The organism is Loktanella sp. Alg231-35, assembly GCF_900143545.1.
Lineage (GTDB): Bacteria > Pseudomonadota > Alphaproteobacteria > Rhodobacterales > Rhodobacteraceae > Yoonia.
This window is the reverse complement of record NZ_FREV01000001.1, coordinates 178,880-193,217: the sequence shown is the minus strand read 5'-3', so window position 1 is coordinate 193,217 and position 14,338 is coordinate 178,880. Positions and strand designations below refer to the sequence as shown.

Annotated in this window: 13 protein-coding genes; 5 read left to right on the top strand and 8 right to left on the bottom strand. The window is 56.1% G+C overall.

The window, feature by feature from the left end:
• The first annotated feature begins 24 nt into the window (after nucleotides 1-24).
• Nucleotides 25-489, top strand: coding sequence for a PTS sugar transporter subunit IIA (locus DHN10_RS00925; RefSeq protein ID WP_108813381.1), 465 nt, complete (start codon nucleotides 25-27; stop codon nucleotides 487-489).
• On the opposite strand, the gene DHN10_RS00920 is transcribed toward DHN10_RS00925, so the two are convergent.
• The 7 genes from DHN10_RS00920 to cysQ form a co-directional block, all read right to left on the bottom strand.
• The gene (locus DHN10_RS00920) at nucleotides 486-1,913 is read right to left on the bottom strand and encodes a sulfotransferase family 2 domain-containing protein (protein ID WP_108813380.1); all 1,428 of its coding nucleotides are present in this window, start codon (nucleotides 1,911-1,913) and stop codon (nucleotides 486-488) included. The genes DHN10_RS00925 and DHN10_RS00920 overlap by 4 nt on opposite strands.
• Complete coding sequence (locus DHN10_RS00915; RefSeq protein WP_108813379.1) at nucleotides 1,910-3,613, bottom strand: DUF5927 domain-containing protein; 1,704 nt, start codon at nucleotides 3,611-3,613, stop codon at nucleotides 1,910-1,912. Before DHN10_RS00915 ends, DHN10_RS00920 begins: the two co-directional genes overlap by 4 nt.
• Complete coding sequence (locus tag DHN10_RS00910; RefSeq protein WP_108813378.1) at nucleotides 3,610-4,620, bottom strand: glycosyltransferase family 2 protein; 1,011 nt, start codon at nucleotides 4,618-4,620, stop codon at nucleotides 3,610-3,612. Before DHN10_RS00910 ends, DHN10_RS00915 begins: the two co-directional genes overlap by 4 nt.
• A 38-nt stretch (nucleotides 4,621-4,658) precedes the next feature.
• Nucleotides 4,659-5,684: a glycosyltransferase family 2 protein gene (locus tag DHN10_RS00905; RefSeq protein WP_108813377.1), complete on the bottom strand. Its 1,026-nt coding sequence runs from the start codon at nucleotides 5,682-5,684 to the stop codon at nucleotides 4,659-4,661.
• Between the two features lie 18 nt (nucleotides 5,685-5,702).
• Nucleotides 5,703-6,590: a UTP--glucose-1-phosphate uridylyltransferase GalU gene (galU, locus tag DHN10_RS00900; RefSeq protein ID WP_108813376.1), complete on the bottom strand. Its 888-nt coding sequence runs from the start codon at nucleotides 6,588-6,590 to the stop codon at nucleotides 5,703-5,705.
• A 112-nt stretch (nucleotides 6,591-6,702) separates the two neighbouring features.
• Nucleotides 6,703-7,503: a 3-deoxy-manno-octulosonate cytidylyltransferase gene (kdsB, locus tag DHN10_RS00895; RefSeq protein WP_108813375.1), complete on the bottom strand. Its 801-nt coding sequence runs from the start codon at nucleotides 7,501-7,503 to the stop codon at nucleotides 6,703-6,705.
• Nucleotides 7,503-8,300, bottom strand: coding sequence for a 3'(2'),5'-bisphosphate nucleotidase CysQ (gene cysQ, locus DHN10_RS00890; protein ID WP_108813877.1), 798 nt, complete (start codon nucleotides 8,298-8,300; stop codon nucleotides 7,503-7,505). The genes kdsB and cysQ overlap by 1 nt, the downstream gene beginning before the upstream one ends.
• Before the next feature lie 109 nt (nucleotides 8,301-8,409).
• Between cysQ and DHN10_RS00885 the strand changes: the two genes are divergently transcribed.
• The 4 genes from DHN10_RS00885 to radC all read left to right on the top strand — a co-directional run bounded on the left by DHN10_RS00885 (nucleotide 8,410) and on the right by radC (nucleotide 13,364).
• Nucleotides 8,410-9,231: an ABC transporter permease gene (locus tag DHN10_RS00885; protein ID WP_108813374.1), complete on the top strand. Its 822-nt coding sequence runs from the start codon at nucleotides 8,410-8,412 to the stop codon at nucleotides 9,229-9,231.
• A 211-nt stretch (nucleotides 9,232-9,442) separates the two neighbouring features.
• Entirely contained in the window at nucleotides 9,443-11,347 is a 1,905-nt protein-coding gene (gene dnaK, locus DHN10_RS00880) for a molecular chaperone DnaK (protein ID WP_108813373.1), read from the top strand.
• A gap of 74 nt (nucleotides 11,348-11,421) precedes the next feature.
• Nucleotides 11,422-12,558: a molecular chaperone DnaJ gene (dnaJ, locus tag DHN10_RS00875; protein WP_108813372.1), complete on the top strand. Its 1,137-nt coding sequence runs from the start codon at nucleotides 11,422-11,424 to the stop codon at nucleotides 12,556-12,558.
• A 41-nt stretch (nucleotides 12,559-12,599) separates the two neighbouring features.
• A complete protein-coding gene (gene radC, locus DHN10_RS00870) occupies nucleotides 12,600-13,364 on the top strand; it encodes a RadC family protein (RefSeq protein WP_108813371.1) in 765 nt (254 codons plus the stop codon).
• Here the strand turns inward: radC and DHN10_RS00865 are convergent.
• Nucleotides 13,361-14,203 (bottom strand): hypothetical protein, encoded by an 843-nt coding sequence (locus DHN10_RS00865; protein ID WP_159086884.1) that lies wholly within the window; start codon nucleotides 14,201-14,203, stop codon nucleotides 13,361-13,363. The two genes, radC and DHN10_RS00865, sit on opposite strands and share 4 nt — an antisense overlap.
• Nucleotides 14,204-14,338: the final 135 nt, after the last annotated feature.

Below are 14,338 nucleotides of genomic sequence, written 5' to 3'. Positions count from 1 at the left end.
ACAACTTGATGAGAGTTACGCGCAATGCAACTTGGCACCCTCCTAAAGCCGAATGCGGTTAAATCTATTGCGTCTTGCACTAGCAAGAAACGCCTCTTTCATGATCTTGGCGAACTGGCCGAGGCCAGCCATGGCCTGAATGCGGGCGGCGTCATTGATGCGCTGATCGAACGCGAAGGTCTGGGACCAACAGGCGTGGGGCAGGGCGTGGCACTGCCCCACGCACGACTGGCGAATGTGGATCAGGTGATTGGCTTGTTCCTGCGCCTCGAAAAACCGCTGAGCTTTGAGTCCGTTGACCGGCAGCCGGTTGATCTGGTTTTTGCCCTAATTGCCCCCGAAAATGCTGGCGTCGATCACCTCAAAGCGCTCGCACTTGTCTCGCGCACCCTGCGCGACCACGGCACTTGTGCCAAACTGCGCGCGAACAGTGACGCCAGTACGCTGCATGCGATCCTGACCGAAGTACAGGCTTCGCAAGCAGCTTAGGCCCAATCCTCAAATCCAAAAACAGTATAGTCGCGGGCGTAAGCCGCCCGCGCTGCTTTCTCTGTGTTACTGTCGTAGATCTGGCGCAGCAAAGCAGTCTGAGGGTGATCCGTATCCCCCAATACAGGCGCGTCGCGTCCGATCTGTGCCGCCAATGCCGTCAGATCATTCGCCAATGTTTCTTCTCGCAAGATCAAATCTGGCGGCACCAACTGCGCGATGCCGTGTAGTAAGGTCAGTTGCCCCGCCCAGGCAGGATCAACCCGGATGCTGGTTTGGCCAGCCAAGTTACTGCGCAAGAAGCCAAGAAACCCGTGAAACGCCGCCTTGTGACCCGCAATGTCATAGCCGGGATCGGTCAGATCCGGCACATGCTCTGGCAGTGGCAGGTTATGCACCTTGCGCAGGTTAGCCCTGATCTCGGGGAAACTGCCCGGTCTGTCGCCCAAGATACGGTCGCAGAATGCGGCATGCGCGCGCGCTACCGGATGGCGCAGGACGGTGAAACTGCGGTGCGGTTTATGGTCTGACTGCCATCTACGCAGGGTCTTTTGCGAGAGCTTGGTCAGCAACTGCCCTTCGTCCACGCCATCCAGCCCGGTCAGCCAAGCCTGTACTGCCACATCAGGCCCGGATCGCAATGGCATGTATAACAGCCCGGATTGCGCTGCCGCCACATAGGTCGGCACCGCTGGTCCGCGTTTGGGCTCAAAATGGGGGGTACGCCCCAAATCAAACCGATCCAACTGGCGCAGGGCCTTCTGCATTTCATCAAAGTTGCTGACCTTCTGGTCCAGCGGGGCTGGGTTTTGCTTTTTCAGCTTCTTGTTGATGTTAGGCAAGCGCCCCTTTGCACCAAGAAACTGCGCCAGACCATTGATGACATCAACGTCGCGTAGATCATCGTAATTGATATAGAACGCCGTCTGACCGGACACCTGCAACGCCCGTTGAACGCGGGTTTGAAAGGCCTGAATCGCCTCCAGATGCGTCTCAAACGCCTCCGGTTCGAACGCCACCTGGTGGGATTTGGCATGGGTGGCGTTGGTTAGTTTCCACTGTCCCGTGGCCTGCGCAATCTTCCAACTGATAAAACTATCAACGGGATTACGTGTGAGGATAATCTTGGCGCATCGGGGATCATCAATGCAGGTGCTCAACACCCTTGGGTCATGGTCGTTGAAGAACCGGAAGCCACCCAACGCGTCGCTTTGCCTGATATTTTCCAATAGCGCATCTGGGTCATTCTCACGCGCTTCGCGGTCAATTCCCAATAGGGCATCTGTCTTAGGATATCCCACAAATGCCGGGTTGAACGCCTCGCCATGGCAAGTGATGCCATCGATCATGTTCAGGTTGGCTTCTAGGAAATTGGACCCCGTCCGCATTTCCGCAAGCAGGATGAAACTGTCAAACCTGCTCATTTCCGCGAGATCACATAGGGTTTGCGGCGCGCCGTCCCTGCGGCCGGTTGTGTACTTTGTTCGGTGATGTCGCCGGTAAGAAAGGGATGCATCCCCTGATTTTTGAGGTCCTGTAGAAACTCAGGCAACCCGGTCAGATCAGCCATCTTTGGCACTTCAGCCAAGGCATTACCCTTATGGCCTGCGATGTCATCAATGATGGTTTGCAGGGTTTCCATCGGCGCTTCGATAAAGTCAGAGAGCGTCGTGATATGGATCCGCGCGCGGGCATTTGGCGACCGCAGGGATTTCAGGAACTTTGCTTCGATCTGCTGCAATCGCGCGGCCTCTGTGCGCATCTCTCCGGCGGAACGGCCAGAAAGGAACAGCGGCACCGACCATGCGCCCGAAACGACCCAGATACTTGCATTGGTGTCTTTTGCAACGGTCCAGCGGATGTCCTGACTGTCGGTTGGTCCAAACTGAAAACAGTGGTGCAGATCGCGTGCGTTCCAGATCAGGTTGGTCAGGAACATGCTGCCGTTATAGTCGCGCAAACGCGCATTGTCAGAAATGCCCCCACGATAGACGGTGCTGTCGTCGGCAAAATGCGCCCTGTCCTTGGCAAACAACCGGCCATGCACAGCGGCCCCGGTTTGTTTGGTTAACCAAGGCTGGAACGCAGGAAAGATATCATCAAACCCTTGCAAGACAGCATAGGGTGCCGCCGCGAAACTGTTCTGGCTTTCTCTGTTGGGAAAGCGGCTTTGCATGTAAAGTCCCGGCCGCCCTAACGTCCGCCGCTCAACGGCATGGGAGAACAGGCGGTCAACGGTTCCTGTGCGAGGCTCGGCCTTCGCGCGTTCGGGGTCGGCGGGCCGAGGGAAATTGCGGTAAAGCAGCCCTGCATGCCGCCAGATCTTGCGCGCAACAAAGCAGCCAGAGCGTTGCAAAAGCTCTAGATGGTCATCGAAAAAGATGTGTGGTTTGCCCTGAAAGTCGAACTTCGACAGGGTGAGTGAGCGGCTTTCTACCCGGCGCGCATGAAGCCGCGTCAGTGTTTGGTAATAGCTTTCATCGGGAATCCAGACCTGCCGAAAATACCGGTCATATCTGTCACGGTTTCGGTCCCTGAGGATCGCATCAAGGGTTTGCCTGGTCAGGCACCACCACTGCGACCCCATATGCGGTACCAGCCCTTCGGGAATGCTGCGCTTGTACCTGACAAGCTGCTGCGCGCGGACGAACCCGTCAAAGATGCGCCGATGCTTTTTCCATGCAAAGGGAAACCGCAGCGTGAACCGCTCGCGGTCCAGCCCACCGACCGTCCAAGGTACATCTGCGGTTGTCGCACTTTCAATGAAATCCGTGTCGGGATGCCGATCAAGGTATTCACAAAGCTCGGCCAATGGCCGCAGCGGCAGGCAGGCGCCAGAGGCAAGGTAGACGTGACTGACGTCTGCAAACTCTTCCAGCATCAGCGTGGCGGCATCTTGCGTGGCAACCACCATTTCCCAGGTGCCCCATTCACATCTGTGCCGCTTAGAGAAGCGCAGAGTCTCGATCCCGCCCAACACTTGCACAAACCGATCATAGTCGGTGGCCGCAACGTTGCTGTCGACATGGATCACCACCGGGCAACCCGCATCCGTCCAGTGGCGCGCCATCTGTTCGGCGCGCTCAAAAGCGTTGTGCACCAGCATGATCACACCCAGCGTCATGCCCAGTTCCCCTTGGACATCAGCCCCAACACTTCGAGTTGTCGCCAGTTGATGTATTTCTCGCTCCACTGACACCACAGATCAGGATCGGCACCATGGCGTTCGGCATAAGACTTGTATTCACTCCCATCCCTGTAGTGTTCGGCGCGCGCAGCCTCATGCGATGCACGATCTGCGAAAGTGTTCAGGAACTTGGCATGTAACAACACGCCAGAGGCCTTTTCCCCACCTTGCTGGTCATAAACAAGGTTCAGGCCGCGCGGCAGCATCATATGGGTCGAACTGACGTAGGCGTAGGGGCTTTGCCATTTCACGAACGGTATTTTGTTCAGCGCAGGTGCCTGTTTTGGCTTGCTGGCAAAGAAGGTCCGTGCGCGCGGGCCGCCTTGGATCCACAGGTTTTGCAACAGCGGATTGCGTGAAATGATGTAGTTGCCCGGATCAAACCAGTTTAACACTTCAAACGGATCGGCCCCTCTTTCGTATGATGTGTGCCCGACGGGACCCTTGGGATACATATCCAGTAACATCGCCCCGAAAGACCGCACCTCGGATGCGTCCAGCCAATCGGCTAGACCACGCAAAGGGCGCGTATCGCAGAACGGGTAGACAAAGAACTCGTCCACATCAACGGTCAGTGCCCAATGACCGGGGGCATATTTGCCCTGCAGATGGGTCAGCCAATCCATCCCGAAACGGGCATCGCCATACCCCGCGTCGGTGGTCCAAAGCGACACGTCAGGCTGGTCCTTCATAAAGGTCTGCCCGCCATCTTCACTGCCGTTATCGACCATCAGGAAGTGATTGATGCCAAGGTTGCGATAGTAATCCAGAAAATAGGGCAGGCGCACGTCTTCGTTCCGGAAGGTGCTGAACAGCAGGATATCATTCGGGGCAATCTTGCTGGTCCGATCAGCAACCGCCGTCAGCTCGCGTGCTTTGTGCTTGGCCCGCAAGCGCCAGCGCCGCCGCTGCAACCGCAGCCGATATGATGTTAGAATACCCAAAGCCCGTCGTCGCCTATCGTCTTGTTTTGCCCAGCATATCAGACCCAATCCCCTTTGGATATCAGGCCCAGTTCCACCAGTTGCTCAGTTCCCACATATTCTTCAGATCCCTCATGCCACAGGACCGGATTGCGGGTCAGTTGCTGGTGATAGCTTTCATATCGCGCCGTATTCTCAAAATGCTGTTTACGAACCAGTTCTTCCGCAGATTTCTGTCCAATGTTGGGTAAAAACTTGGTGTGCAGCAGCGCTCCGCTTGCTGTATTCTCGGCGAACACGTCGTGCAATTGCCGCGGCAATATCTGATGCGTCGCACTAACATAGGCATAGCGCCAATGCCACCGTACCAGCGGCGTCTTGTTCAGGGTTGGCGCGCGTGCAGGCTCATCGCGAAAAAACACGCGTTCCCGGACACCGCCCTGAATCCATTGATTGCCATAGTATGCGTGCGTTTGTTGCCGATAGTTTCCCCGATCAAACCAATTCAGCACGCGCGTCGGATCATCCCCCGGCGCATAGGTTACATCCTCCAGTGGTCCTTTGGGATAAAGGTCCAACATCATCGCGCCGAAACTCGTCCGGCCCCGCTTATCCAGCCAAGCGGTCAGTGATTTCAAATCACGTTCCGCGCTTTGCGGGTAGACCAGCAGTTCATCCGCATCGACGGTCAGACACCAGTGGCCATGCCCAAATTGCCACAACAGCCATCCCACCCAATCCATGCCAAACCGCGCTAAACGGTAGCTGCGCGATGTATGCCAAACAGAGACATCCGGCTGCTGTGCCAGATACGCCGCCGTCCCATCGTCGCTGTCATTGTCCACGATCAGAAAGTGATCAACGCCCAGCTTACGGTAGTGCGCAAGGAAGTATGGCAGGCGCAGCATCTCATTGCGTATCGTCGCAAAGGCGAGGATTGCGTCAGGTGAAATCTGCTTTGTTTTGTCAGAGCGGACGGCAATCTGGCGTCGCTTGCGCCAGATGCGAAACAACAACCGCCGCCGCTTCCAACGAAGCCGATAGGCGTGCCCAAAACTGTTCAGCCGGTCTTTGGCAGCTGTCATGGGCACCCTGTCCTGTCGTTAGGCCTGCTGTCCGTTATGCAAGTCTGCCAGAAAACCAGCCAGATCATCCCGCAAATCGTCGCGCGCTAGCGCAAAGGCAACCGTGGCCTGCAAGAACCCCGCCTTGGACCCGCAATCATAGCGTTCGCCCTTGAAGCTATAACCAAACACGTCACGCCCGGCGGTGATTTCTTGGGCGATGGCGTCGGTCAGCTGGATTTCACCTCCAGCGCCTCTACCAATGCTATCCATGTTCTTAAGGACCTGCGGGGTCAGAATATAACGGCCAATGACTGCAAGGTTGGACGGGGCCGTGCCCTGCGCTGGCTTTTCGACCATACCGCGCACCTTGGTCACCGCACCATTTTGGTCGGCAACGTCCAAAACACCGTAGGATGATGTCTGCTCGGGCGCGACTTCCATCGCGGCAACCATCGCCCCGCCAGTATCCTGATAGGCCTCAACCATCTGCTGCAAGCAGGGTTTTTCTGCCGCAATCACGTCATCGGGCAGGATCACGGCGAACGGTTCATCACCGATGAGTTTGCGCGCGCAGGATACAGCGTGACCAAGACCAAGCGCCTTGTGTTGGCGCAGATAGGCAATGGTGCCGCTGTCCATATTTGTTGACCGCAGAATTTCCAGAAGCTCTGTCTTGCCCTTCTGCTCCAACGCGGATTCCAGATCTGGGGCAAGGTCAAAATAATCCTCAAGCGCGGATTTCCCACGCGAGGTAACAAAGATAAAGTCCTCGATGCCTGCTGCCCGCGCCTCATCAATCGCGTATTGGATCAAGGGACGGTCAACCAAAGTCATAATTTCTTTGGGAACGGATTTGGTCGCTGGAAGGAACCGCGTGCCAAGACCCGCAACGGGAAAGATCGCCTTTGAGACTCTTCTATTCATTAATTTGCCTTCACTGAATTCACTAGTTTAACCATGTTTCCGTATCATCATCGCATTAAGACACAACAAAGAAATTTTGGTGCAGTTGCGAAGGCATAGCACAATTCAGCAGTTACATGTGCCCCATTTCCGCAAGCATTTCTTCGATAAGTGGAACGTCCTCTGGGTTATTCAACTCCCAGAACTGCCGCCCCTTAGCGGCCACTTCGACGCAAAGCATCGGCACGCCCCGCTCAAGAAAGCGCAATTGCTCTAGCCCTTCGAGTTGTTCCAGCGGTCCAGTCGGCCAGCCCGCATAAGCCGCGAGCGCATCTGGGCGGTAAGCGTAGACACCCACATGGTGGAACACTGGAGTCTCATCGCCCTCGGCATAGGTTTTGCCCCGAAAGGGAATAACTTCTTTTGAGAAATAAAGAGCGTTGTGATCCGCACCAAAGACGGCGGTTGTGCCGCCAACCCGCCCTTCTTTGCGGTCCAGCAGCAATCCGTTCAACGCGCGCGCATCAGTCCGCAAAACAGGCGTGGCTACATCTGCCTTTGGATTTGCGCGCAGGCCTGCGACCAGATCCTCGATGAACCAAGCGGGGGTCAGCGGTGCATCACCTTGCAGGTTAACGACAATCTCGAATTCCTCGGCAAGTGTTTGCACAGTTTCGGCACAGCGCTCGGTCCCGTTCTGACACTCCGTCGACGTCATCACGACCTCTGCTCCGAAACTGCGCGCAGCATCGGCAATGCGGTCATCATCTGTTGTCACCACAACGCGATCGACACCGCTGACTTGCTGGGCCGCGTCCCAAGACCGGCGGATAAGGCTTTTGGACACACCGCCCGCCCCGCGCAGCTCTACCAATGGCTTACCGGGATAGCGGGACGAGGCATAGCGGGCGGGAATGGCGATGAGAACGGACATCAGGGCTGCTCCAACCCAACACCGGGAGCATGCGCGATAAAGAACGGATTCTCAAATCCGGGTTTGCCGTAGCGCAGCACGGAATGATCATCGAACCGGACAACAGCACCGCCGGCACCACGCAACACTGCATCACCTGCGGCTGTGTCCCACTCCATCGTGCGACCAAGCCGCGGGTAGATGTCCGCCTCACCGGTAGCGACAAGGCAGAACTTGAGCGACGACCCCGCGCTTTTCATGTCTTTTGCAGCATATTTGCTGATGTAATCATCTGTCGCCTGATCACGATGCGATTTGGAGGCAACAACAAGCAATGCTGCATTGTCCGGCGTCGAAACCCGGATCGGCTGAAGCGCACCAATGGTCCCCTTTGCAAATGGGGCGCTTTCTTCAACGGCTTGGCCGTCGGCATTTGTGTAGAACAGGCGTTCTTTGGCGGGCGCATAGACAACCCCCCGAACCGGGGCGCCGTCAACGACATAGGCGATGTTGACGGTAAAATCTCCACGACGTTTGATGAATTCTTTGGTCCCATCCAGCGGATCGACAATCAGGAACGTGCTGACAGTCTGCGTATGCGAGGCTGCCTGTTCCTCTGTCACCAACGGGACATCGGGAAAAGCGGAACGCAGACCAGCGCTGATGATTGCATCTGCGGCCTCATCGGCGACAGTTACCGGGCTTTCGTCGCTTTTGGCGCGCACCTCAAAGTCATCGGCGGCATAAATCTCCATGATTTTGTCCCCGGCCTGAAGTGCCAGTTCGCGCATTACCGCTGTCAGTTTGTCAAAATCCAAGTTTGTACCCGCCATCAATTTGCCCTGATTGGGCTGTTTATGGTGTTTCGTCAAACGATCATCAAGGTTATCTTGGCACTGTTATCCGGCGCCTTCACGAAAGCAGGACATGTTTCAGGTCAGAGTAAACAGAACAAAGACGCAGAGCTTCGTGGCGATGCTTACGGTTGTTTACCACTCGATCGTGCGCAGCGCCCGCAGCGGGCACCGCAATGCGATTGTGGCGCTCCTGCTGAACATGATGCAAGGCGTCATGCTTGTCGGCATGTTCTATCTGTTTTTCCGTGTGCTAGGGATGCGCAGTTCACCGATCAGGGGTGATATGCTGCTGTTTTTGATCACAGGTGTGTTTCTGTTCCTGACCCACATCAAAGCTGTGAAAGAGGTGGCAGGCGCGGGCAGCTCCACTTCGGCGATGATGCTGCATGGGCCGATGAACACTATCATCGCCATTGTCGCGGCGGCCATGGCCTGTTTGTATCAGCAATTCCTGACGTTGGTTTTCGTGCTGGGCATTTACCACGCCGCCTTTACACCTGTGGTGATCGACGATCCCATTCCGGCCTTTGGGTTTTTCCTTTTGGCCTGGTTCACCGGATGTGCCGTGGGGCTGCTCTTTCTCGCGCTAAGACCGTGGTTTCCAAAGTTCACAACGATCCTGATGCAGCTTTACCGGCGATCAAACATGATTTTTTCGGGTAAAATGCTTGTCGTGAATACCCTGCCAGCGCATCTTTTGCCCTATTTTGAATGGAACCCCCTGTTTCACACCATCGATCAGATCAGGGGCGCTGTCTTTCTGCACTACAACCCGCATGTGACATCAACGACCTATCCTCTCTATCTTGCGCTGGTGTGCCTGATGATCGGATTGATGGGCGAATTCTTCTCGCGGCAGCATGCATCAATCAGCTGGGCCGCAGGTCGCTGACCGAATCCTGCAAAACACCCGATGTAACCCACGTTTTTCCGCTATTTTCATCAAATTGCCCTACTTGAGGCGTTGCAGGCTAAATAAGCCAACCCTATATACGCCAAGATCAAAGATTCAGGCCTCGCCCTGAACCGACGACATCTAATTGGCACGAGTGCCGCAATGGGCTCGCGCTGCTCAAACCGCCTGAACTAGAGGGATTTGAAAAATGGCCAAAGTTATTGGTATCGACCTGGGAACCACGAACTCCTGCATCGCCATCATGGATGGTGCAAAGCCACGTGTAGTTGAAAACGCCGAAGGTGCGCGCACGACGCCATCAATCGTTGCGTTCACAGATGATGAACGCCTTGTTGGCCAGCCGGCGAAACGCCAGGCCGTGACCAACCCCGAAAACACAATCTTTGCTGTGAAGCGTCTGATCGGTCGTCGGTTCGACGACAAAGACCTCGCCAAAGAGAAAAAGAACATGCCGTTCGAAATCATCAACGGTGGCAATGGCGACGCATGGGTCGAGGCCAAGGGCGAGAAGTATTCCCCCAGCCAGATCTCTGCTTTCATCCTTGGTAAGATGAAAGAAACCGCCGAAAGCTATCTTGGCGAAGACGTTACACAGGCCGTTATCACGGTTCCTGCCTACTTTAACGACGCCCAGCGTCAGGCAACCAAAGACGCCGGTAAGATTGCTGGCCTCGAAGTGCTGCGGATCATCAACGAGCCGACTGCGGCGGCGCTTGCCTATGGCCTCGACAAGAAAGACAGCAAAACCATCGCTGTCTATGACCTTGGCGGCGGTACATTCGACGTCACGGTCCTTGAGATCGACGACGGCCTTTTCGAAGTGAAGTCCACCAACGGTGATACGTTCCTTGGTGGTGAAGACTTTGACATGCGCATCGTCAACTACCTTGCCGGTGAGTTCAAAAAAGAGAACCAGGTCGACCTGACCAAAGACAAGATGGCGCTGCAGCGTCTGAAAGAAGCTGCCGAGAAAGCAAAGATCGAGCTGTCTTCGTCTTCGAGCACCGAAATCAACCAGCCATTTATCTCTATGGGGTCAAACGGGCAGCCGTTGCACATGGTGATGAAGCTGACACGCGCCAAGCTGGAAAGCCTTGTGTCCGACTTGATCAAACAGTCGATCAAGCCGTGTAAGGACGCCATCAAGGATGCAGGCCTGTCCACATCCGACATTGATGAGGTTGTCCTTGTCGGTGGTATGACACGCATGCCGAAGGTGAAGGAAGAAGTTGCCAAGTTCTTTGGCAAAGAAGCCCATCAAGGCGTGAACCCTGACGAAGTGGTTGCCATGGGTGCCGCCATTCAGGCCGGCGTTCTGCAAGGCGACGTCAAAGACGTGGTTCTGCTGGACGTGACACCATTGTCGCTGGGGATCGAAACCCTTGGCGGTGTGTTCACCCGTCTGATCGACCGCAACACAACGATCCCGACGAAGAAGTCTCAGGTCTTCTCGACCGCCGAAGACAACCAGAACGCCGTGACACTACGTGTGTTCCAAGGTGAGCGTGAGATGGCCGCTGACAACAAAATGTTGGGTCAGTTCAACCTTGAGGACATTCCACCAGCGCCGCGCGGCCTGCCGCAGATCGAAGTCACCTTCGACATTGACGCCAACGGCATCGTTGAAGTTGGCGCCAAGGACAAAGGCACCGGCAAAGAGCAGAAAATCACGATCCAAGCCTCTGGTGGTCTGTCGGATGACGATATCGAAGCAATGGTCAAGGACGCCGAGGCGAATGCCGAGGCCGACAAGGAACGCCGTGAATTGGTGGATGCGAAAAACCAGGCAGAGAGCCTGATCCACTCGACCGAAAAGTCGATGGAAGAGCATGCCGACAAGGTGGACCCAACCACGATCGAAGCGATCGAACTGGCGATTGCCGCACTTAAGGACGATCTGGAAGGCGAGAATGCCGACAAGATCAAGTCCGGCGTCCAGAACGTCACAGAATCAGCCATGAAGCTGGGCGAAGCCATCTACAAAGCCAGCCAGGAAGAGGCTGGCGAAGCAGAGCCTGATGCACCCGGTGCAGACGAAGAAATCCTTGATGCGGATTTTGAAGATCTGGGCGACGACAAGCGCGACAACTAAGGCTGCAAGCCTCTGAGAATTGACCGGCCCAAAAACCGGGCCGGTCTTTTTTCATTCCCAAGGGGGAAAATATCATGGCAAAACGTGACTATTACGATGTGCTTGGTGTCGCCAAAGGCGCTGATGCCGCCGAGATTAAAAAGGGCTATCGCCAAAAGGCGAAAGAACTGCATCCAGATCGCAACGCCGACAATCCCAACGCCGAATCTCAGTTCAAAGAAGCCAATGAGGCTTATGAAGTCCTGAAAGACGAGAACAAGAAAGCCGCTTATGACCGCTATGGTCATGCGGCGTTTGAAAACGGTATGGGCGGCGGTGGACCTCGTGGCGGGCAAGGCGATTTTGGCAGTGCCTTCTCTGACGTCTTCGATGATCTGTTTGGTGATTTCATGGGCGGACGCGGCGGCGGGCGCCGCAGTGCGGCCCAGCGCGGCAATGACCTGCGGTATAACCTGCGCATCAACCTCGAAGACGCTTACGCTGGCCTGCAAAAGACCATCACGGTCCCCACGGCTGTCGGCTGTGCATCCTGTAGCGGCACCGGTGCCGAAGGTGGCTCAGAACCGCAGACCTGTCCCACCTGTTCCGGCATTGGCAAGGTGCGCGCGCAGCAAGGGTTCTTTACGGTCGAACGGACATGCCCAACCTGTTCCGGCATGGGCCAGACAATTAAGAACCCCTGCAAGGTTTGCCACGGCCAAGGCCGCGTCGAGAAAGAGAAATCACTCTCGGTCAATATCCCGACCGGCGTTGAAACCGGCACGCGCATTCGTCTTGCTGGCGAAGGCGAAGCGGGCATGCGTGGCGGGCCAACAGGTGACCTTTACATCTTTATCGAGGTGCAGGATCACGCGCTGTTCGAACGGGATGGAAACAGTCTTTATTGCCGCGTCCCGGTTTCCATTGCGACGGCCGCATTGGGTGGCGAAATCGAAGTGCCCACCATTGATGGCGGGCGCAGCCGGGTGAAGGTGCCCGAAGGGTCGCAGTCAGGCCGCCAGATGCGCCTGCGTGGCAAAGGCATGCCCGCACTGCGTGGCGGTGGCACCGGTGATATGTTCATTGAACTGGTCGTCGAAACGCCGGTCAAATTGACCGCACGCCAACGCGAGATCCTCAAGGAATTTGATCAGCTCAGCGAAGAAAACAACCCGCAGGGGTCCAACTTCTTCGACACGGTCAAGGGTTTTTGGGACTCCATGAAAAGCTAGCGTTAACCACGCAGTAACCACCGATCCAGCAAACTGGGCTTATGTCCCAGTTTGCTGAAATCCCCTCTCTTTTCCCTGATCATGACGATGTTGCGGACGCTCCGCCGTTGGCTAAGGGCCGTGTGCCGTCTTACATGCGCGACCACCGCAAACGCCTGCGTGAGCGGTTCATGACCGGAGGAGCCGCAGCCATGCCCGACTATGAGTTGCTGGAACTTGTCCTATTTCGCGCGTTGCCGCGCCAAGATGTGAAACCGCTCGCGCGGCGACTGATCGATACATTTGGCGATTTCAACCGGGTCCTATCAGCGCGCCCAACGCAGCTGACGCAAGTTGACGGTGTCGGAGGTGCGGTTGTGACCGAGCTCAAAGTTGTCGAGGCGGCGGCGCATCGCCTGTCACGCGCCAAGGTGATGCAACGGCATGTTGTATCCAGTTGGAACGCCTTGCTGGACTATTGTCACACGACGATGGCGCACCGTGAGACCGAACAGTTTCGCATCCTCTTTCTCGACACCAAGAACGTGCTGATCGCGGATGAGGAGCAAGCCCAAGGCACGCTTGATCACGTACCGGTCTACCCACGCGAAGTTGTCAAACGGGCGTTGGAATTGAATGCCGCTGCGTTGATCTTGGTGCATAATCACCCCTCTGGGGACCCGACGCCGTCACCCGCCGATATCGAGATGACCCAGAAAATCAACGTCGCGGCGAACGCATTGGGGGTAACGCTGCATGACCATCTGATCGTCGGAAAATCTTGCGAGCTGAGTTTTCGCGCAGAAGGCTTGTTTGATGTGGTTTAGTTTGATGCCAGTTGCAGATCGGTGAACTTGTCGTCCTGCAGTGCAACTTCACCAACCTGATCACACGCTGGCATCTGCACGATGACATCTGATTGGGCGAGTATCTGCCCCGCACTGGTCTGGATCGTTGCTGCATCGATTTCGCGGGCGCAGTTGTCCTTTGTCACACCAACACCCACCATCAGAGTGACGCCGCCGTCACGGCTCGCTTGGCCAGATGGGAAAGTATAAACCTCGGCCTGGTAGGGGATTTCAGTATCGGTCGATCCCAGGAAGGCGACAAAGCCATTCGTGCCTGCACGTGCGTCTTCGGCGGTGTGAATGGATGCGGACCAGATGTGACCAGCATCACCGATGCCTGCGCCACCTTCCAACGCGTGCAGGCGCATGTTGTCAGCCGTTTGCCACTGCAACACCGCGCGATCATACTGACGGATCTCTGGAACGAAGATGTCTGTTGTGGCTTCAAGTACGTTGTCAAAGGCGACCGAAAAACTGGCCTGCGCCAGTAGGGCCGGGGCCATGATAACTGCCAACCCTTCATCGTCGGTGACACCCGCAATGACGAGGCTCTCATGCTGAATGACGAAATCTTCTTCTTGCAAGCAAGGGGCTGACACCGTCAGTTCAATCATCGCGGCCGCATGACGTTTTGCGGTCAGCGCAGTCTCGCAGCCGTCGACTGGGTTTGATTGAATTGTACCCAAGGAAGGCGGGTCAAGTTCGGTATAGACCACGTCAACTGCAACAATCGGCCGCACGTTGCTTGCGTGATCCAATGGGCTGGTGACGACATCGGGCACGCCAAACACAGCCTCGCCCTGGGCGTTTGTCGCCATCATCATTGTCTGGGGTGCAATTCTGTTGTCGCTGCCGGCCTCCGACGTGCCAGCGCCAGAGTCAGACTCTCCGTATTGCATCACGAATCCCAAAGCGACCGCGACAGTGAGAGTCGACGCAATCGTTTTGATAGT